Below are 17,617 nucleotides of genomic sequence, written 5' to 3' on the forward strand. Positions count from 1 at the left end.
AAAATGGTCGAAAATACGAATGTCAAAAAACTCACTGACAGCGACATCCGCGCGGTCTTTATCCGTTCCAACCTGTTTCAAGGTTCCTGGAACTTTGAACGTATGCAGGCGCTCGGCTTCTGTTTTTCCATGGTGCCGGTGATTCGCCGTCTTTATCCTGAAAATTCGGAAGAGCGTAAACAGGCAATCAAACGCCATCTGGAGTTCTTCAATACGCAGCCTTTTGTTGCCGCGCCGATACTCGGCGTAACCATGGCGATGGAAGAGCAACGTGCGAACGGTGCTCCTATCGATGACGCGGCAATAAACGGTCTGAAAGTCGGGCTGATGGGGCCACTGGCTGGCGTCGGCGACCCGATATTCTGGGGCACTGCACGTCCGGTATTCGCTGCGCTCGGCGCAGGGATTGCCATGAGCGGCAGCCTGTTGGGGCCGATTCTCTTCTTCGTCCTGTTTAACCTGGTTCGCCTGCTGGTGCGTTACTATGGCGTCGCCTACGGCTACCGCAAAGGGATAGATATCGTCAGCGATATGGGCGGTGGTTTCCTGCAAAAAATGACGGAGGCCGCCTCTATTCTCGGCTTGTTCGTCATGGGGGCATTGGTCAATAAATGGACGCACGTCAACATCCCGATGGTGGTGTCGACAGTGACGAATCAGAACGGGGAAACCACAGTGACCACCGTTCAATCCATCCTTGACCAGCTCATGCCGGGACTTGTTCCCCTACTGCTGACATTCGGCTGTATGTGGCTGTTACGGCGCAAGGTCAACGCGCTGTGGCTGATTATGGGCTTCTTCGCCATTGGTATCTTCGGGTACTGGATCGGTCTGCTCGGCGTGTAATGTTCAGTGGCCGGGTGCCAATACGCCCGGCCATTTTTTATGACGGACAAGGGTAATACGGATGACAATGACAGATATCACGCTGGTTGTGTTAATTGCGTTAGCACTGGCTTATGCCATCTATGATGAGTTCATCATGGATAAACTCAAAGGCAAAACCCAACTCCTCGTCCCGCTGAAGCGGATGAACCGGCTCGATACGCTGATTTTTATCGGTTTAGTGGGCATTCTTATTTATCAAAATGTGATGAATAATGGCGCTGTTATCACTACCTATCTTTTGATTTCTCTGGCCTTCATGGCGTGCTACCTGGCCTATATTCGTCGTCCCAAACTGATGTTTAAATCAACCGGCTTCTTTTATGCGAATATATTCATTCCTTATACCAGAATTAAAAATATGAATTTATCTGAGGATGGTGTATTAGTCATCGAATTGGAGAAACGTCGTTTATTGATACAGGTTACGCAGCTTGATGATTTAGAAAAAATATATAAGTTTATGGTTGAGAATCAATAGGGTAAACACATCAAAAAAGTTATTTAAAATAAGCACGAGTATACACCTTCTCTTTAGGTGGTATTTTAACCACATTAACCTTGTCGTTATTTTGTACGATCGTTCTCTTTCGGCAATCAAATGAAAATAATTATCAATTGCATTATTAACACTTAAAACTTTTAGTGTTGTTTGCATCATAAATAATATGGTAAGGTTGCGCCGTCATTGGGGAGTAGCCGATTTCTGATTAATTAACACTCACAATAATTCATCAGAAATGCTCGTATCAACATACTCGTTTTATCTCCTATCACCGGAGCATAGACGTGGTGCGGGCGGCCAAGCGTGATTGGCAGGCGAGACCATAGACACGTAAGATCGTCATTCGGGTTGGGGATGATCTGCGTGTATATGGTTAATCGTCCAGCCGAGGCTATTTACAATGAATATGTCAGCAACACTTATCCTAGCATTTGGTATGTCAATGGATGCCTTCGCCGCTTCAATCGGTAAAGGTGCCGTACTGCATAACCCCCGTTTCCGCGATGCCATTCGCACCGGTCTCATCTTTGGTGTTATTGAAGCTATCACCCCGCTGATCGGTTGGGCACTGGGTTTCTTTGCCAGCCAATATATTCTCGAATGGGATCACTGGGTTGCCTTTACGCTGTTACTGATTCTTGGCGGCCGTATGGTCGTTGAGGGGCTCAAAGGTTCTTCAGACTGTCGCTGCGAAAAAGTCAAAAATCATAGTCTGGCGTTGCTAATCTGCACCGCGGTCGCCACCAGCTTAGATGCCATGGCAATCGGCGTCGGTCTGGCTTTCCTTCAGGTGAATATTTTCCATACCGCAATGGTGATTGGCTGCGCCACCATGATTATGGTGACACTCGGTATGATGATTGGCCGCTATATCGGCCCGATTCTCGGCAAGAGAGCAGAAGTGATGGGCGGGCTGGTTCTGATTGGTATCGGCTGTAATATCCTGTACGAGCACCTCGGCTACGCCGCCTGATATACCCGTCATACTTCACATCAACGGGCAGCCCGACTATCGCGCTGCCCGTTTTTATTTTTCTCGATTACGCTACCGCACTGCCATCAATACGCTGATGCAAGCGGATAATAAAGTCAGTTTCACAACTAAACGTGGCCGCCACCTGCAGCCGCTCACTGACGTCTGGCGTTGCTCGCCAGGCAAAGGGGGTCATTTGCAAGAGCGCCGCAGCCTCACTCCCGGATAACGACATTGGGTACGCAAGCGTTTGTTGATCCATAAGCTGAAAGCCTGCGAGCACTTCATCTTTGCTCGGGTGTAATAACACCTCATCGTAGACTTCTGCTTTCAGTTGATAAAGATGTCGTGGCCCCGGAGACACCGTCAACACCCAACCGCCAACCTTAACAGTGCGCTGCAACTCCGCGTCATTACATGGCGCATAGATTTTTACTACAGCATCAAGGGATCGATCCTGGAAAGGTAACCGCTGGCTGGAAGCCACGCAAAATTCAACGTTATCATACCGCTTTGCCGCGCGCTGAATCGCCGCTTTGGAAACATCAAGCCCGTATATCGTCATCGTTCTGCGCGATGTGAGACGATGGGCCAGCTCGGCAGTGTAATACCCTTCGCCACAGCCGATATCCAGCAGTGCCGCAGCGTCATCCACCACAATACGATCAACGTACTGCGCAACGGCGTCGCGTAGCGGTTGATAGTGACCAGCTTCAAGAAAGCTGCGCCGCGCCTGCATCATTTCAGCACTGTCGCCCGGCTGTTTTGATCGCTTAAACTGTACCGGCAACAGGTTGACGTACCCTTCTTTTGCACAGTCAAAGCTATGTTTACCACACGTCCATTGCCGCGGGTGTCGCTCCAGAGGTAACTGGCATAGCGGACACTGATAACTCATCGGCACATTTTCCTCATTAAAAACGTCTTTATTGCGTTACGGCTAAAAATAAAACGCAGACAACAAAAAACCCGCACCATGGCGGGTTTTGCAACAGAGCTGTAAAATTACAGCGCAGTGACGTTTACTGCAGAAGGACCTTTCTGGCCATCCTGAATTTCGAATTCTACGTTCTGGCCTTCAGCCAGAGTTTTGAAGCCGTTGCCTTGAATTGCAGAGAAGTGTACGAATACATCTTTGCTGCCGTCAGCAGGAGTGATGAAACCAAAGCCTTTAGACTCGTTGAACCACTTAACCTGACCTTTAATCTTTGCCATTTCAAATATTTCCTTTAATTGTTTAAACCGCCAAAAGGCGTTATACAGACAAACCAAAGTCGTTACTGCTTGAGGCACTAAGATAAGGATCGGCAGAGAAGCAGCATGCAACACTAAAGGTTGTACTTAAGTCTTCTTTACTGAAAATGCCATTCATATACAGAACTGTACCTCGTTTTACCCAGAAGCGTTATTACACACTATGTAAACGATGGCAAGGGCTTTTTTATCAGTCGTGGACATGCCGCACAAATTCGCGTCATCCTTGATTCATTAATACACGATAATGCTCGCTGACACCTATATTCATAGGCGGCTTCTGGTACGACACAATAAGCGCACGTCAGATTTTATTATGCAAAAAAATACGCGACAACCGTCGCATTTCTGGCACAGCGGCATCGGCAATCATAACAAAAAGCTATAATTGGCACTCTGCTATGAAAGAATATTGACCATTAACAAAAAAGCGCGCCCGACTACAGTAACGCTTATATCAATGTTTAAAATCGATTGTCATTTTTATGCTATCTGTATCTTTTCCATTAATACATTACATAATAGAAATTATTTATAACCTAACATTTCGTCACGTTAGGAATTAACTGCTTTGAACCAGCAGTACTAATAACACCACCAAAAAAGTCAATAAGACGAAACTTGCCAGCTTCCAACGTCGCTCTGATTTTGTGCTCATATCGCTTGCAATCCTTTTGTATAAAATAGAGACATCTCTCACATTCTTTATGGTTTATCGGCAGTCGTCGGCATTTTCTTAAGGATGCATCAGATTTCTCTCTTCTTTTGGCGTAAATTTCACCATGTGTATAGCTATGTATAGTCGCGCGACAGTTCACTGCCGTTACCGTTAGACTTTCGTTGTAACCTTAAGTACGATTCATTAAATTAAAGCAACATTTCTGTTATCAAAGGAGCATGATGCGTTCCTTACCCGCGCAAGTGCGTGCTACGTGCCTGCGAACAGTGATTTCTTGTGTCACGAGACACCCTCCAATATTCACTCCCTGCCTTTCTCTGCCTCTTGACTTAAATGATATTGATAATTATTCTCAAGTAACACTTTCACGGTTTGTAAGGATATCCGCATGATTGGTTTTCACGCTCATTTACCTGCCCTATTCCGTCGCATCGCGCTGCCGTGCGCTTTACTGCTTTTAGCCAGTACCTCCGCTCAGGCGGCTGAAAAGCTTAAAGTCATCACGACCTTTACCATCATTCAGGATATCGCACAGAATATTGCGGGCGATGCGGCGACGGTTGAATCCATCACCAAACCCGGTGCGGAGATTCATGATTACCAACCGACACCACGTGATATTGTTAAAACACAGTCTGCACAGCTGGTGCTGTGGAACGGCATGAATCTCGAACGTTGGTTTACACGCTTTTTCGAGAACGTAAAAAATGTGCCCGCTGTTGTGGTGACGGAAGGCATCACGCCGCTTCCTATCCGTGAAGGCGCCTATAATGGCAACCCAAACCCGCATGCCTGGATGTCGCCTTCCAACGCATTAATCTATATTGAAAATATCCGCAAAGGTCTGGTGCAAGCCGATCCCGCGAATGCAGAAACGTATAACCGTAATGCCAAAGCCTATGCGGAAAAAATTAAGGCTCTCGACGCGCCGCTGCGTGAGCGTCTTGCCCGTATCCCAGAACAGCAGCGCTGGTTAGTCACCAGTGAAGGGGCGTTCAGCTATCTGGCAAAAGATTATCAGTTCAATGAAGTCTACCTCTGGCCAATCAATGCCGACGAACAAGGTTCACCGCAGCAGGTGCGTCGTGTTATCGACACCGTGCGTGAGAAGGCTATCCCTGTCGTATTCAGTGAAAGCACCGTTTCCGATAAGCCCGCAAAACAGGTCAGTAAAGAAACGGGGGCGAAATATGGCGGCGTGCTGTATGTTGATTCCCTGTCTACAGAGAAAGGCTCAGTGCCAACCTATATCGACCTGTTAAAAGTGACGGTGGAAACTATCGCTAAAGGATTTAATCAATGAGTAGCGATCGAGCAGTACAGTCATTAGAAGTCAATGATGTTTCGGTTACTTACAGCAACGGGCATCAGGCTATTCGCCATGCCTCTTTTTCCCTGACTGGCGGTACGATTTGCGCCTTGGTTGGCGTAAACGGCAGTGGAAAATCAACGTTGTTCAAAAGCATCATGGGGTTGGTCAAGCCAACCTCAGGGCAGGTACTGCTCAACCAGCAACCGATCTACCAGGCACTGAAACAGAATCTGGTTGCTTATGTTCCACAAACAGAAGACGTGGACTGGAATTTCCCCGTTCTGGTTTCCGACGTGGTCATGATGGGACGCTACGGGAGAATGAATTTCCTGCGTATTCCCAGTAAACAGGACCGCGCTATTGTCGCGGAGTCGCTGGAGCGCGTCGGGTTATCAACGCTGCAACACCGCCAGATCGGTGAACTGTCCGGTGGACAGAAAAAGCGCGTCTTTCTGGCACGGGCGCTGGCTCAACAAGGCAGCGTGTTGCTGCTGGATGAGCCTTTCACCGGCGTAGACGTTAAAACAGAGAACGCGATTATCGACCTGCTTCGCACCTTGCGCGATGAAGGGCATTTGATTTTGGTGGCAACCCATAACCTCGGTAGCGTTCCTGAGTTTTGTGACAACGTTATCTTGGTTAATCGCACCGTTTTAGCCGCAGGGCCAACGCATAGCACCTTTACCCAAAGCAATTTGGAGAAAACATTCGGTGGCGTGCTTCGGCACATCAACCTCGGGGGATCTCATCTTCACGATGATGATGATGTCCGTTCGGTGACAGTGTTAACAGACGATGAACGTCCTGCCGTGTTCTATGGATCGACCAAGAGCGATCCTCCTGCGTCACGCGCAATACCGGAGGAGAAAAAGCCCTGATGATCGATATCCTGTTGCAGCCATTCAGCTATAACTACATGGTCAAGGCGATCTGGGTCAGCGCGATTGTCGGCGGCGTGTGTGCTTTTCTTTCGGCGTACCTGATGTTGAAAGGCTGGTCGTTGATGGGCGATGCGCTCTCCCATTCCGTCGTCCCCGGTGTCGCAGGAGCCTATGCGCTGGGCTTGCCCTACGCGGCGGGTGCATTTTTTACCGGCATGCTCGCCGCGCTGGCGATGACCCTGATTCGTCACATTACCCGATTGCGTGAAGATGCGATTATCGGCTTTATTTTCTCAACGTTTTTCGCTGTCGGCCTGCTGATTATTTCGCTCAACCCGACATCGGTTAACGTGCAATCCATCATTTTTGGCAATATTTTAGGTATTGCTGACGAAGATATTCTGCAGGTTGAAATCATCATCGGCGTGACGTTCGTGATTCTCTGCCTGCTATGGAAAGATCTGCTGGCCGTGTTCTTTGATGAGAACCATGCACGTTCCATTGGCCTTTCCCCGCTGAAGCTGAAAATTCTGTTCTTTACGCTTCTCAGTGCCTGTACGGTCGCAGCGTTGCAAACTGTCGGGGCGATTTTGGTGATCGCGATGGTGATTACGCCAGGTGCCACGGCTTACCTACTCACCGATCGATTTGGTCGTCTGGTTGTCATTTCGATTGCACTGGGTGCGATCACCAGCGCCGTCGGGGCGTATCTAAGCTTCTTCCTTGATGGTGCAACTGGCGGCGTGATTGTCACGTTGCAAACCGTCGTCTTCCTGTTAGCGTTTGTCTTTGCACCCAAGCACGGGTTGCTGGCATCGCGCCGTCTGCGGTTACGCGATCAATCAGGAGATGCATTATGACGCTCATTAGCTGGCTCATCGATCCCCTGTCCTACCCGTTCATGCAGCGTGCGTTACTCGCTGCTGTCGTCACCGGTACGGTCTGCGCCGTGTTGTCGTGTTATCTGGTGCTGAAAGGCTGGTCGCTAATGGGTGATGCCATTTCCCATGCCGTGCTGCCAGGCATCGTTGTCGCGTTTTTACTGGGGATCCCATTAGTCATCGGTGCTTTCGTTTCCGGTATTTTTTGTGCGGTCGCGACGGGCTATGTGAAGGAACACAGCCGGGTCAAAGAAGACACGGTCATGGGGATCATCTTTTCCGGCATGTTTGCGCTGGGGCTCGTGATGTTTGCGCGTATCGATACCGATCAGCACCTGAACCATATTCTGTTTGGTAACGTGCTGGGCATCACTCAGCAAGAGCTGACGCAAATCTTACTGATTGCCGGGGTGACGCTGGCCATCATCTTGTTAAAGCGCCGAGATTTTATGCTGTACTGCTTCGATCCCAATCATGCCCGCGTCATTGGCCTGCCCGTTAAGCTGCTGCACTACGGATTGCTGAGCCTGTTGGCGATGACGATTGTCGCATCATTACAGGCCGTCGGCGTTATTCTGGTGATTGCGATGCTGATTGCGCCGGGCATTATTGCCTTCATGGTCTGTAAGCGCTTCGAGCGGATGGTTCTCGTCGCCACGCTGGTTTCCGTCATTTCCTGTATTGCCGGCACCCTGATCAGTTTCTACATCGATGGCGCCACAGGCCCTTGCATCGTCATCGTTCAGGCCCTGTTCTTTACGCTAGCACTGACCTACCACCAGCTTAAACTGCGTCGTCAGGCAACCTCTCAGGCTATCACCGACTCACTGTAATCCTTTCCCTCTACAAGCCCCGTAGCATGACGTAACCGGAAAATAACCGCCGGTTACGTCACTTATGCCTATTTTATTTTTTCATCCAACGGATTGAGCGCCATCCTAACTCCGTGATGTTTAATTCCGACTATACTTGTTTCGCGCTATCTCCACCGATGGTTATCACTGTGCTATAGATTCCATTTTTATTGCGCTCAATGGGTTACCGTAAACGAATCACCCCAGTGAACAGCAGGGTATCAGGCAACATCAACGGGAGGATGACCTTATGTGGCAAGCTATCAGCCGACTTTTGGAAGAACATCACGGTGCTGCGGATATTCAGGAGCGTCGCGAATTATCCGGCGGTGAAATACATCCAGCCTGGTACGTTCGCTACGGCGAGCATGACGTCTTCGTAAAATGCGATAGTCGTGAAATGCTGGCCAAATTCACGGCTGAAGCCGATCAACTTCATTTGCTGAGCCGCAGTAATACGGTGCGTGTACCCACCGTCTATGGGGTCGGTAGCTCACGCGATAACAGTTTCCTGCTTCTGCAATATCTTCCCGTCAAACCGCTGGATGCGCACAGCGCCTGGTGCCTGGGCGAACAATTAGCTCGCCTGCACCAGTGGAGCGATCAGCCACAATTTGGGCTGGATTTCGATAACGACCTCTCAACAACGCCTCAGCCAAACAGCTGGCAGCGGCGCTGGGCAACCTTTTTTGCCGAACAGCGTATTGGCTGGCAGTTGCAGTTGGCGGCGGAAAAAGGAATGCATTTCGGTCACATTGAAACGCTGATCGCACGCGTCGAGGAACGTCTGGCAGGACATCAGCCTCAACCGTCGCTTCTGCACGGTGACCTATGGCCAGATAACTGTGCGAATAGTCAGGATGGCGCTTATCTGTTCGATCCGGCCTGCTATTGGGGAGACAGAGAATGTGATTTAGCGATGCTGCCGCGCTATCCAGCCCTGCCCCCACAGATTTATGACGGTTACCAGAGCGTGTGGCCGCTGGATAAAGGTTTTATCGATCGCCAGCCCATTTACCAGATTTATTATCTGCTTAACCGCGCCAATCTTTTTGGCGGCAAGCATATTGTTGAAGCGCAACAGCTCATTGAACGGCAGCTTTTGATCTAAGGTGGGACAGTTGCACTAAGGTGAGGTGTTTGCTCTAAAGGTGAGAAGAATACGGCGTCTGGCGCAATCATTGCGCCAGACCGTCAATCAGACTGGCAACCCTAATAAACGTAACACCAGATAGCCAATACCCGCGACAATCACCGGCAGGATATAAAGCGGAAAGAATTGCACAAAAATCGTGTGTCCAGGAACAACAACACGTGATTCCAGCGTCTCACGCGTATTCCCGCCATCACCTTTCATCTTTTCCAGAATCAGTTGATCTTCAATGCCTTCCTTAATGGCCTTCGCCTGACGCGACATGCGGGCACCCGACACCTGTAAAGCCAGGCCAACAAAAATCAGTATGTAGATCAGCCAAAACATCAGCGTCGCCCCACTGAAAAAACGCGTAAAATCGGGTACTGGCGAGTTGTACCAGAAAATATTCAGGAAAGGCGTATTAAATCGCACCATATCGACCATCAGGTGCACAAAATCCAGAAGAACAGCGTCAATACCCTGTTTTTTCTGGGTATAAGCGTAAAGATAATTAGCTAGCGAGACGAAGGTTGAAAGCAGCGCGGGGATAAAAAGGATCCATCCGGCAATGCGTTTAACGACGGCAATACGGCCAGCCTGTTGATACGTCATGAGAACCCCTTCTTAGCGACGCAACATCGGTAATGTATCGTTTTAGTACGACGGGTAGCCTACTGTAACTTTACGCGCAGTCAACACTTTATCTCCCGCACCGCCTGATCGGCCACAATAGCGATTTACTCCGTCATACATCACGCTACGTGTACATTGAGCCCTTCCAAGGGCTATCCCTGACGCCCAGCACTGCACGTTGTTCAAAATGCTCGCGTAGTGCCCTGCAACTCAACTTATTAAGGTATAGTTTACCCGTAAATTTTCTTTTCCTTTGCTGACGGAGCCAGTGGTATGTCCTTTGATTCTTCTATACGCGCGGCGATTTTCGATATGGATGGGCTGCTGATTGATTCAGAACCGTTGTGGGACAAAGCCGAACTGGAGGTTATCGCCTCGCTTGGCGTCGATATTTCACTACGAGAATCCATGAAAGATACTCTGGGTTTACGCATCGATATGGTGGTCGAACTCTGGTATCAACGCTCCCCTTGGGCGACACCGGCCCGAGACGAGGTTGTCCGCCGTATTATCGATCGCGCCATTGAACTCGTTGCCGAACAGCGTCCCCTCCTGCCCGGCGTCGAACATGCGCTGCAACTGTGTCGCGAACAGAATCTCAAAATCGGGCTGGCTTCCGCTTCGCCGCTCCGCATGCAGCAGCAGGTGCTGCGAATGTTTAATCTGGAGCACTACTTTGATGTCTTAATGTCAGCCGAAACACTACCGTATAGCAAGCCTCATCCAGAAGTGTATTTAAATGCAGCAAACGGACTCGGCGTTCCTCCGACACAGTGTGTGACACTGGAAGATTCGGTGAACGGCATGATCGCAACCAAAGCGGCACGTATGCGTTCAATCGTTATTCCACAGGCTGAGTTTCGCGATGACGCACGCTGGGCGCTAGCCGATTATAAGCTGGATTCCCTGAATCAGCTGACTGCTGAACACTTAGTCTAGGGATTAGGAATAAAGAAGTAGAAGAATAGAAAAGCAGACATCGCGGGATATGACGAAAGCGTGATCAGTCTATTGGCTGACCACGCTTTGAAGCATTACAGGAAATCCGCTCGCTTAGGCGAGAAAGCATCGATCAGGACGCTGCCGTCTTCCAGTGAGACCACGCCGTGCATCTCGTTTTTCACTGCCAGATAGGCGTCGCCAGTTTTCAGGATACGTTTCTCACCTTCGATCACAACTTCAAAGCTGCCAGCTGCAACATAAGCAATCTGATCGTGAATCTCATGGAAGTGCGGCGTACCAATCGCACCTTTATCAAAGTGCACGTAAACCATCATCAGCTCATCGCTCCAGGTCATGATTTTACGTTTAATGCCACCGCCCAGCTCTTCCCACGGCGTTTCATCATCAATAAAGTATCTTCTCATCGTCATCTCTCCTCTAACGCTTTTATTGCCCATACCTTCTATTGCGTCAACAAACCGTGCACGACAACGAGGGTATGATTATGGATTGCGACATTTTAGCCACATCAGTACCAGAAGAAACATAAAATAAGCAAAACCATGACGGCCCTCAAGAAATAAATAAAACATTATTTCATTTTTATTGAATTCGCATCCCATCCAAACTATCATCCCGCATAACAAGAAAGAACCGGGCAGGTTGAGGAACAGGTGACGTTGTCACTGCCACGCGACATCATCTGTTTCGCCCGGCGCTTTCACCAGAAACAGTAAGTAATGAAACGGCAGTTTTCCACATGATGGGTCAGCAGCAGGAACCCCGTCATAGCGTAATAAAAAACGAGCGGACGGTGGTTTCACCGATCTGGTCGATGCATTCCGGTGTTGGCACCAGACGCTACACCTTTATCTGGGGCATGGTTGGCGAGAATCACGTTTTCGGTGACATGGATCACGTCAAGGTTAGCGAGTTACGTTAATCGCTTTCGACCGGAATTACCGGTGTTCCCTACAGTAACAGCTAACGACTAAGTATTTTGTCGCTTATAGAGAGATTACAGATATGATTTTAAATTCTTTTGATTTGCAAGGTAAAGTTGCTCTGATCACGGGTTGTGATACGGGTTTGGGTCAAGGCATGGCTATCGGTCTGGCACAGGCTGGTTGTGATATCGTCGGCGTCAACATCGTTGAACCGAAAGACACTATCGAAAAAGTCACCGCATTGGGACGTCGTTTCCTCAGCCTGACCGCCGACATGAGCAATGTCTCTGGTCATGCAGAGCTGGTAGAGAAAGCTGTTGCTGAATTTGGCCACGTTGACATTCTGGTCAACAACGCCGGTATCATCCGTCGTGAAGATGCGATCGATTTCAGCGAGAAAAACTGGGACGACGTAATGAACCTGAACATTAAGAGCGTTTTCTTTATGTCTCAGACCGTTGCTCGCCAGTTCATCAAGCAAGGCAAAGGCGGTAAGATCATCAATATCGCTTCTATGCTGTCCTTCCAGGGTGGTATCCGCGTACCTTCTTATACCGCATCAAAAAGCGCTGTTATGGGCGTAACCCGTCTGATGGCGAACGAGTGGGCAAAACACGGTATCAACGTCAACGCCATTGCACCGGGGTATATGGCTACCAACAATACCCAGCAACTGCGCGCCGATGAAGAACGCAGCAAAGAAATTCTGGATCGTATCCCAGCTGGCCGTTGGGGTCTGCCGCAGGATCTGATGGGCCCATCTGTCTTCCTGGCATCCAGCGCATCTGACTACATCAATGGTTACACGATTGCCGTTGATGGTGGCTGGCTGGCTCGCTAAGCGCAATTTTTCTTAGCGGCATTTCGCCAACCTACGATAAAAAGCACAATTTCGGTTGTGCTTTTTATTTGTTTTTCAAATTCTTATTTCGTTTTTCATGATTCTTTCTCCTGCCAAAATCCTTTCTTAAAAAAAATCAAAACAACGTTCCGACTTTGATCACACTTTCGATATTGCGTGCATGACGACAAGGTTAATAGCGCAATATAATCAATCAAAACAGTGTTTCTATTTATAAGGAACTGTTCCACGGTTCCATAAGAAGGTACTCCATGAGTATTTTTGAAAGCTTATACACCAGCAGGAAATCGCAGCTCGACGAATGGGTTGCAGCACTCGATAGCCACATTGCCTGCGTTCAGGATAAAGGCCGCAGCCAAAGTCAGCCAACCTTATTATTGGCTGACGGTTTTGATGTGGAAAATTATGCACCTGCGGTGTGGCAATTCCCAGATGGACATAGCGCACCTATTTCTAATTTTGCCAGCCAGCAAAATTGGCTAAGAACGCTGTGTGCCATGAGCGTCGTTACGGGTAATGAGAGTTACCAGCAGCACGCTATCGCACAAAGCGAATATTTCCTGGATCATTTCGTTGATGATAATAGCGGCCTGTTCTTCTGGGGCGGTCACCGCTTTATTAATCTGGATACGCTGGCAGGAGAAGGGCCAGAATCCAAAGCTCAGGTGCATGAATTAAAGCACCACCTTCCCTATTACGCGTTGTTGCACCGTGTTAATGCGGAAAAGACGCTGAATTTCTTTCAGGGTTTCTGGAACGCGCACGTTGAAGACTGGGATTCACTGGATCTGGGTCGTCATGGTGATTACAGCAAAAAGCGCGATCCAAACGTGTTCCTGCATGCCCGCCATGATGTCGTCGATCCGGCACAGTGGCCTGTTCTGCCATTAACGAAAGGGCTGACTTTTGTTAATGCTGGCACAGACCTGATTTATGCCGCGTTCAAATATGCAGAATACACGGGCGATAGCCACGCCGCGGCCTGGGGTAAGCATCTTTATCGCCAATACGTTTTGGCACGCAACCCAGAAACCGGTATGCCGGTGTATCAGTTCAGTTCACCACAGCAGCGCCAGCCGGTACCAGAAGACGACAACCAGACGCAGTCCTGGTTTGGCGATCGCGCTCAACGTCAGTTTGGCCCAGAGTTCGGTGAAATCGCGCGTGAAGCCAATGTGCTGTTCCGCGACATGCGTCCACTGCTGATTGATAACCCACTGGCAATGCTGGATATTCTCCGCACGCAGCCTGATGCAGAAATGCTGAACTGGGTTATTTCAGGGTTAAAAAATTACTATCAGTACGCCTACGATGTCACCAGCAATACACTGCGCCCAATGTGGAACAACGGCCAGGACATGACTGGCTACCGTTTTAAACGCGATGGCTATTATGGTAAAGCGGGTACGGAATTAAAGCCGTTTGCATTAGAAGGTGATTATTTATTACCTCTGGTCCGTGCTTATCGCCTGAGTGGCGATGAGGACCTGTACGCACTGGTTAACACCATGCTGACGCGGCTGAATAAAGAAGACATTCAGCACATCGCCAGCCCGTTACTCTTGTTGACCGTCATTGAACTGGCCGATCACAAACAATCAGAATCCTGGGCACATTACGCCGCGCAGTTGGCTGGCGTTCTGTTTGAACAACACTTCCATCGTGGTTTGTTCGTTCGCTCCGCACAGCATCGTTATGTTCGTCTGGATGATAGCTATCCGCTGGCTTTACTGACTTTCGTTGCCGCTTGTCGCAACAAATTAAACGATATCCCGCCGTATCTGACACAAGGTGGATATGTTCACGGTGATTTTCACGTTAACGGGGAAAATAGAATTGTTTATGACGTGGAATTAATTTATCCAGAGTTATTAACAGCTTAATTTTATGTTTTTTTTAATGGTTCACAATTAATCAATAGGTAAGCATTATGAATGAAAACAGAATGCTGGGGTTAGCCTATATCTCCCCCTATATTATAGGGCTGATAGTTTTTACCGCTTTCCCCTTTGTTTCGTCATTTATCCTCAGTTTTACTGAGTATGACTTGATAAATCCGCCTGAATTTACGGGGTTAGAAAACTATCACCGTATGTTCCTGGAGGATGATCTCTTTTGGAAATCCATGGGCGTCACCTTTGCCTATGTATTTCTGACCATTCCATTGAAATTAATCTTCGCACTGTTAATTGCGTTTGTACTTAATTTCAAATTACGTGGTATCGGTTTCTTCCGTACTGCTTACTATGTGCCTTCTATTCTGGGCAGCAGCGTGGCCATTGCCGTTCTGTGGCGTGCACTGTTCGCCATCGATGGCTTGTTAAACAGCTTCCTCGGCGTGTTTGGCTTTGATGCCATCAACTGGCTGGGCGAGCCGTCGCTGGCACTGATGTCGGTAACGCTGTTGCGCGTATGGCAGTTCGGTTCCGCGATGGTTATCTTCCTGGCTGCATTGCAGAACGTTCCGCAATCTCAGTATGAAGCGGCAATGATCGACGGTGCATCCAAATGGCAAATGTTCCTGAAAGTAACGGTACCGCTGATTACGCCAGTTATTTTCTTTAACTTTATCATGCAGACCACTCAGGCATTCCAGGAGTTTACGGCACCTTACGTCATTACTGGCGGCGGTCCAACGCACTACACCTACCTGTTCTCGCTCTATATCTATGATACAGCGTTCAAGTATTTCGATATGGGTTACGGTGCTGCCTTGGCATGGGTTCTGTTCCTGGTTGTTGCGGTATTTGCGTCTATCTCCTTTAAGTCGTCGAAATACTGGGTGTTCTACTCCGCTGATAAAGGAGGAAAAAATGGCTGACATGCATTCAAACCTGACTACAGCACAAGAAGTTGCTGCTGCAGAAGTACGCCGCACGCTGCGTAAAGAAAAACTCAGTGCCGCCATCCGTTACGTGATACTGCTGTTCGTTGGTTTACTGATGCTTTATCCACTGGCGTGGATGTTCTCAGCGTCGTTCAAACCGAACCATGAGATTTTCACCACGTTGGGTCTGTGGCCTGCTCACGCCACCTGGGACGGTTTCGTTAACGGTTGGAAAACCGGTACGGAATACAATTTCGGTCACTACATGATTAACACTTTCCAGTACGTGATTCCGAAAGTGGTTCTGACCGTTATTTCCTCGGTGATTGTGGCTTATGGCTTCGCTCGCTTTGACATTCCGTGGAAGGGCTTCTGGTTCGCGACACTGATCACCACCATGCTGTTGCCAAGCACCGTACTGCTGATTCCTCAGTACCTCATGTTCCGCGAAATGGGCATGCTGAACAGCTATCTGCCACTGTACTTGCCGCTGGCGTTTGCAACACAAGGGTTCTTTGTGTTCATGCTGATCCAGTTCCTGCGTGGTGTACCACGTGATATGGAAGAAGCCGCTCAGATCGATGGCTGTAACTCCTTCCAGGTGCTGTGGTATGTGGTCGTGCCGATTCTGAAACCAGCCATCATCTCTGTTGCGCTGTTCCAGTTCATGTGGTCAATGAACGACTTCATCGGTCCGCTGATTTATGTCTATAGCGTGGATAAATATCCGATTGCGCTGGCGCTGAAAATGTCTATTGACGTTACTGAAGGCGCTCCGTGGAATGAAATCCTGGCCATGTCCAGCATCTCCATTCTGCCATCCATTATTGTTTTCTTCCTGGCACAGCGCTACTTCGTACAAGGCGTGACCAGCAGCGGAATTAAAGGTTAATAGAGGATTTATCATGGCTGAAGTTATTTTCAATAAACTGGAAAAAGTATACTCCAACGGTTTCAAAGCGGTTCACGGCATCGACCTGACGATTAAAGACGGTGAATTCATGGTTATCGTCGGCCCGTCTGGCTGTGCGAAATCCACTACACTGCGTATGCTGGCGGGTCTGGAAACCATCAGCGGCGGTGAAGTACGTATCGGCGAGCGCGTTGTTAACAATCTGGCGCCGAAAGATCGCGGGATTGCCATGGTGTTCCAGAACTACGCCCTCTACCCTCACATGACGGTAAAAGAGAATCTGGCGTTTGGTCTGAAGCTGAGCAAAATGCCTAAAGATCAAATTGAAGCGCAGGTCGCCGAAGCGGCCAAAATTCTGGAGCTGGAAGATCTGCTGGACCGTCTGCCGCGCCAGCTGTCTGGTGGTCAGGCACAGCGTGTGGCCGTAGGCCGCGCCATCGTTAAAAAACCAGATGTGTTCCTGTTTGACGAACCGTTGTCAAACCTGGATGCCAAACTGCGTGCTTCCATGCGTATCCGTATTTCTGACCTGCATAAGCAGTTGAAGAAAAGCGGTAAAGCAGCGACAAGCGTATATGTTACCCACGATCAGACTGAAGCAATGACCATGGGTGACCGTATCTGCGTGATGAAACTCGGTCACATCATGCAGGTCGATACGCCGGATAACCTGTACCACTTCCCTGTCAACATGTTCGTTGCTGGTTTCATTGGCTCACCAGAAATGAACATTAAGCCGTGCAAACTGGTCGAGAAAGACGGTCAGATTGGCGTTGTGGTTGGGAATAACGCGCTGGTGTTAAATGCTGCAAAACAAGACAAAGTCCGCAGCTATATCGGACAAGACGTCTTCTTCGGTGTTCGCCCAGACTATGTTTCCGTGTCAGATACGCCATTTGAAGGCAGCCACTCACAGGGTGAGTTGGTTCGCGTAGAAAACATGGGTCACGAATTCTTTATGTACATTAAAGTTGATGGCTTTGAATTAACCAGCCGCATTCCTTATGACGAAGGTCGGCTGATTATCGAGAAGGGACTGCATCGTCCGGTATATTTCCAGTTCGACATGGAAAAATGCCATATTTTTGATGCAAAAACAGAAAAAAATATCTCTCTTTAACAGGAGTAGTAACC

At 48.8% G+C, this 17,617-nt stretch carries 19 protein-coding genes and 1 pseudogene; 15 read left to right on the forward strand and 5 right to left on the reverse strand.

All coding sequences use genetic code 11. The annotated features are described in order from the left end of the window. The first annotated feature begins 3 nt into the window (after positions 1-3). The 3 genes from Q3A88_RS14870 (at position 4) to mntP (ending at position 2,363) form a co-directional block, all read left to right on the forward strand. Positions 4-846, forward strand: coding sequence for a PTS mannose transporter subunit IID (locus tag Q3A88_RS14870; protein ID WP_014915287.1), 843 nt, complete (start codon positions 4-6; stop codon positions 844-846). A 61-nt stretch (positions 847-907) separates the two neighbouring features. Further along, on the forward strand, positions 908-1,366 hold the full coding sequence (locus Q3A88_RS14875; RefSeq protein WP_014915286.1) for a DUF986 family protein: 459 nt from the start codon (positions 908-910) through the stop codon (positions 1,364-1,366). A 424-nt stretch (positions 1,367-1,790) separates the two neighbouring features. Further along, entirely contained in the window at positions 1,791-2,363 is a 573-nt protein-coding gene (gene mntP, locus Q3A88_RS14880) for a manganese efflux pump MntP (RefSeq protein WP_205559021.1), read from the forward strand. A 67-nt stretch (positions 2,364-2,430) separates the two neighbouring features. On the opposite strand, the gene rlmA is transcribed toward mntP, so the two are convergent. From rlmA to Q3A88_RS14895, 3 genes are all read right to left on the reverse strand, one after another. Next, positions 2,431-3,261: a 23S rRNA (guanine(745)-N(1))-methyltransferase gene (rlmA, locus tag Q3A88_RS14885; protein WP_317178200.1), complete on the reverse strand. Its 831-nt coding sequence runs from the start codon at positions 3,259-3,261 to the stop codon at positions 2,431-2,433. Positions 3,262-3,368: 107 nt separating this feature from the next. Further along, entirely contained in the window at positions 3,369-3,578 is a 210-nt protein-coding gene (gene cspE / locus Q3A88_RS14890) for a transcription antiterminator/RNA stability regulator CspE (protein WP_005968829.1), read from the reverse strand. A gap of 40 nt (positions 3,579-3,618) precedes the next feature. Further along, positions 3,619-3,735 carry a DUF2627 domain-containing protein gene (locus tag Q3A88_RS14895; RefSeq protein ID WP_085996916.1) on the reverse strand — a complete coding sequence of 39 codons (117 nt, stop codon included), beginning with the start codon at positions 3,733-3,735 and terminating at the stop codon, positions 3,619-3,621. Between the two features lie 949 nt (positions 3,736-4,684). Between Q3A88_RS14895 and Q3A88_RS14900 the strand changes: the two genes are divergently transcribed. The 5 genes from Q3A88_RS14900 to Q3A88_RS14920 all read left to right on the forward strand — a co-directional run bounded on the left by Q3A88_RS14900 (position 4,685) and on the right by Q3A88_RS14920 (position 9,335). Continuing rightward, a complete protein-coding gene (locus Q3A88_RS14900; RefSeq protein ID WP_317178201.1) occupies positions 4,685-5,599 on the forward strand; it encodes a metal ABC transporter substrate-binding protein in 915 nt (304 codons plus the stop codon). Then, on the forward strand, positions 5,596-6,486 hold the full coding sequence (locus tag Q3A88_RS14905; RefSeq protein ID WP_010275566.1) for a manganese/iron ABC transporter ATP-binding protein: 891 nt from the start codon (positions 5,596-5,598) through the stop codon (positions 6,484-6,486). Before Q3A88_RS14900 ends, Q3A88_RS14905 begins: the two co-directional genes overlap by 4 nt. Further along, positions 6,486-7,349 (forward strand): metal ABC transporter permease, encoded by an 864-nt coding sequence (locus tag Q3A88_RS14910; protein WP_010275570.1) that lies wholly within the window; start codon positions 6,486-6,488, stop codon positions 7,347-7,349. The genes Q3A88_RS14905 and Q3A88_RS14910 overlap by 1 nt, the downstream gene beginning before the upstream one ends. Continuing rightward, on the forward strand, positions 7,346-8,203 hold the full coding sequence (locus Q3A88_RS14915; RefSeq protein WP_039469265.1) for a metal ABC transporter permease: 858 nt from the start codon (positions 7,346-7,348) through the stop codon (positions 8,201-8,203). Before Q3A88_RS14910 ends, Q3A88_RS14915 begins: the two co-directional genes overlap by 4 nt. Before the next feature lie 271 nt (positions 8,204-8,474). After that, positions 8,475-9,335 (forward strand): fructosamine kinase family protein, encoded by an 861-nt coding sequence (locus Q3A88_RS14920; RefSeq protein ID WP_014915281.1) that lies wholly within the window; start codon positions 8,475-8,477, stop codon positions 9,333-9,335. Between the two features lie 87 nt (positions 9,336-9,422). Here the strand turns inward: Q3A88_RS14920 and Q3A88_RS14925 are convergent, their stop codons facing one another. Next, positions 9,423-9,971: a YniB family protein gene (locus Q3A88_RS14925; protein ID WP_010275583.1), complete on the reverse strand. Its 549-nt coding sequence runs from the start codon at positions 9,969-9,971 to the stop codon at positions 9,423-9,425. A gap of 294 nt (positions 9,972-10,265) precedes the next feature. Between Q3A88_RS14925 and hxpB the strand changes: the two genes are divergently transcribed. Continuing rightward, a complete protein-coding gene (hxpB, locus tag Q3A88_RS14930) occupies positions 10,266-10,931 on the forward strand; it encodes a hexitol phosphatase HxpB (RefSeq protein ID WP_039509236.1) in 666 nt (221 codons plus the stop codon). A 95-nt stretch (positions 10,932-11,026) separates the two neighbouring features. On the opposite strand, the gene Q3A88_RS14935 is transcribed toward hxpB, so the two are convergent. After that, positions 11,027-11,359 (reverse strand): cupin domain-containing protein, encoded by a 333-nt coding sequence (locus Q3A88_RS14935; RefSeq protein WP_010275594.1) that lies wholly within the window; start codon positions 11,357-11,359, stop codon positions 11,027-11,029. Between the two features lie 308 nt (positions 11,360-11,667). On the opposite strand from Q3A88_RS14935, the pseudogene Q3A88_RS14940 reads away from it, so the two are divergent. The 6 genes and pseudogenes from Q3A88_RS14940 to Q3A88_RS14965 form a co-directional block, all read left to right on the forward strand. Next, positions 11,668-11,877 (forward strand): annotated as a pseudogene (locus tag Q3A88_RS14940) (5-dehydro-4-deoxy-D-glucuronate isomerase); the annotation flags it as partial. An 83-nt stretch (positions 11,878-11,960) separates the two neighbouring features. Further along, positions 11,961-12,722 (forward strand): 2-dehydro-3-deoxy-D-gluconate 5-dehydrogenase KduD, encoded by a 762-nt coding sequence (kduD, locus tag Q3A88_RS14945; RefSeq protein ID WP_010299965.1) that lies wholly within the window; start codon positions 11,961-11,963, stop codon positions 12,720-12,722. 272 nt (positions 12,723-12,994) lie between these two features. Further along, positions 12,995-14,626 (forward strand): pectate disaccharide-lyase PelW, encoded by a 1,632-nt coding sequence (pelW, locus tag Q3A88_RS14950; protein WP_110162950.1) that lies wholly within the window; start codon positions 12,995-12,997, stop codon positions 14,624-14,626. Between the two features lie 47 nt (positions 14,627-14,673). Next, positions 14,674-15,564: a carbohydrate ABC transporter permease gene (locus tag Q3A88_RS14955; RefSeq protein ID WP_005968854.1), complete on the forward strand. Its 891-nt coding sequence runs from the start codon at positions 14,674-14,676 to the stop codon at positions 15,562-15,564. Continuing rightward, entirely contained in the window at positions 15,557-16,462 is a 906-nt protein-coding gene (locus Q3A88_RS14960) for a carbohydrate ABC transporter permease (protein ID WP_010275614.1), read from the forward strand. The genes Q3A88_RS14955 and Q3A88_RS14960 overlap by 8 nt, the downstream gene beginning before the upstream one ends. 13 nt (positions 16,463-16,475) lie before the next feature. Beyond that, positions 16,476-17,603 (forward strand): ABC transporter ATP-binding protein, encoded by a 1,128-nt coding sequence (locus Q3A88_RS14965; protein WP_010275619.1) that lies wholly within the window; start codon positions 16,476-16,478, stop codon positions 17,601-17,603. Positions 17,604-17,617 lie beyond the last annotated feature (14 nt).

Source organism: Pectobacterium sp. HCp5_1 (assembly GCF_032905925.1).
Taxonomy (GTDB): Bacteria; Pseudomonadota; Gammaproteobacteria; order Enterobacterales; family Enterobacteriaceae; genus Pectobacterium; species Pectobacterium brasiliense_A.

Excerpts from the sequence above, each read along its gene's own strand:
- Q3A88_RS14870 (WP_014915287.1), top strand. The coding sequence starts at position 4 with ATGGTCGAAAATACGAATGTCAAAAAACTCACTGACAGCGACATCCGC.
- Q3A88_RS14875 (WP_014915286.1), top strand. The coding sequence starts at position 908 with ATGACAATGACAGATATCACGCTGGTTGTGTTAATTGCGTTAGCACTG.
- mntP (WP_205559021.1), top strand. The coding sequence starts at position 1,791 with ATGAATATGTCAGCAACACTTATCCTAGCATTTGGTATGTCAATGGAT.
- rlmA (WP_317178200.1), bottom strand. The coding sequence starts at position 3,261 with ATGAGTTATCAGTGTCCGCTATGCCAGTTACCTCTGGAGCGACACCCG.
- cspE (WP_005968829.1), bottom strand. The coding sequence starts at position 3,578 with ATGGCAAAGATTAAAGGTCAGGTTAAGTGGTTCAACGAGTCTAAAGGC.
- Q3A88_RS14895 (WP_085996916.1), bottom strand. The coding sequence starts at position 3,735 with ATGAATGGCATTTTCAGTAAAGAAGACTTAAGTACAACCTTTAGTGTT.
- Q3A88_RS14900 (WP_317178201.1), top strand. The coding sequence starts at position 4,685 with ATGATTGGTTTTCACGCTCATTTACCTGCCCTATTCCGTCGCATCGCG.
- Q3A88_RS14905 (WP_010275566.1), top strand. The coding sequence starts at position 5,596 with ATGAGTAGCGATCGAGCAGTACAGTCATTAGAAGTCAATGATGTTTCG.
- Q3A88_RS14910 (WP_010275570.1), top strand. The coding sequence starts at position 6,486 with ATGATCGATATCCTGTTGCAGCCATTCAGCTATAACTACATGGTCAAG.
- Q3A88_RS14915 (WP_039469265.1), top strand. The coding sequence starts at position 7,346 with ATGACGCTCATTAGCTGGCTCATCGATCCCCTGTCCTACCCGTTCATG.
- Q3A88_RS14920 (WP_014915281.1), top strand. The coding sequence starts at position 8,475 with ATGTGGCAAGCTATCAGCCGACTTTTGGAAGAACATCACGGTGCTGCG.
- Q3A88_RS14925 (WP_010275583.1), bottom strand. The coding sequence starts at position 9,971 with ATGACGTATCAACAGGCTGGCCGTATTGCCGTCGTTAAACGCATTGCC.
- hxpB (WP_039509236.1), top strand. The coding sequence starts at position 10,266 with ATGTCCTTTGATTCTTCTATACGCGCGGCGATTTTCGATATGGATGGG.
- Q3A88_RS14935 (WP_010275594.1), bottom strand. The coding sequence starts at position 11,359 with ATGAGAAGATACTTTATTGATGATGAAACGCCGTGGGAAGAGCTGGGC.
- kduD (WP_010299965.1), top strand. The coding sequence starts at position 11,961 with ATGATTTTAAATTCTTTTGATTTGCAAGGTAAAGTTGCTCTGATCACG.
- pelW (WP_110162950.1), top strand. The coding sequence starts at position 12,995 with ATGAGTATTTTTGAAAGCTTATACACCAGCAGGAAATCGCAGCTCGAC.
- Q3A88_RS14955 (WP_005968854.1), top strand. The coding sequence starts at position 14,674 with ATGAATGAAAACAGAATGCTGGGGTTAGCCTATATCTCCCCCTATATT.
- Q3A88_RS14960 (WP_010275614.1), top strand. The coding sequence starts at position 15,557 with ATGGCTGACATGCATTCAAACCTGACTACAGCACAAGAAGTTGCTGCT.
- Q3A88_RS14965 (WP_010275619.1), top strand. The coding sequence starts at position 16,476 with ATGGCTGAAGTTATTTTCAATAAACTGGAAAAAGTATACTCCAACGGT.